The organism is Vallitalea maricola, assembly GCF_036985595.1.
Taxonomy (GTDB): domain Bacteria; phylum Bacillota; class Clostridia; order Lachnospirales; family Vallitaleaceae; genus Vallitalea; species Vallitalea maricola.
Genome location: NZ_BTPU01000132.1, coordinates 1 through 249 on the forward strand (window position 1 = coordinate 1; position 249 = coordinate 249).

Annotated in this window: 1 protein-coding gene; it reads right to left on the reverse strand. The window is 32.5% G+C overall.

From position 1 onward, the window contains the following. Nucleotides 1–211: hypothetical protein (locus AACQ14_RS23525; protein WP_339365987.1), on the reverse strand; the 211-nt coding region annotated here is incomplete at its 3' end. Nucleotides 212–249 lie beyond the last annotated feature (38 nt).

Consider the following 249-nt stretch of genomic DNA (forward strand, 5'->3'; position numbering starts at 1 on the left):
CTAATCCGTAGCTTGGGTTCACAAGAATTGATTCAATATTTATTACTTCACTCTTGATTTCTTCTAATCCGTAGCTTGGATTCACAAGAGTTGATTCAATATTTATTACTTCACTCTTGATTTCCTCTAATCCGTAGCTTGGATTCTCAAGGATTGATTCAATATTTATTACTTCACTCTTGATTTCTTCTAATCCGTAGCTTGGATTCACAAGTATTGATTCAATGTTAATTACTTCGCTCTTGATTT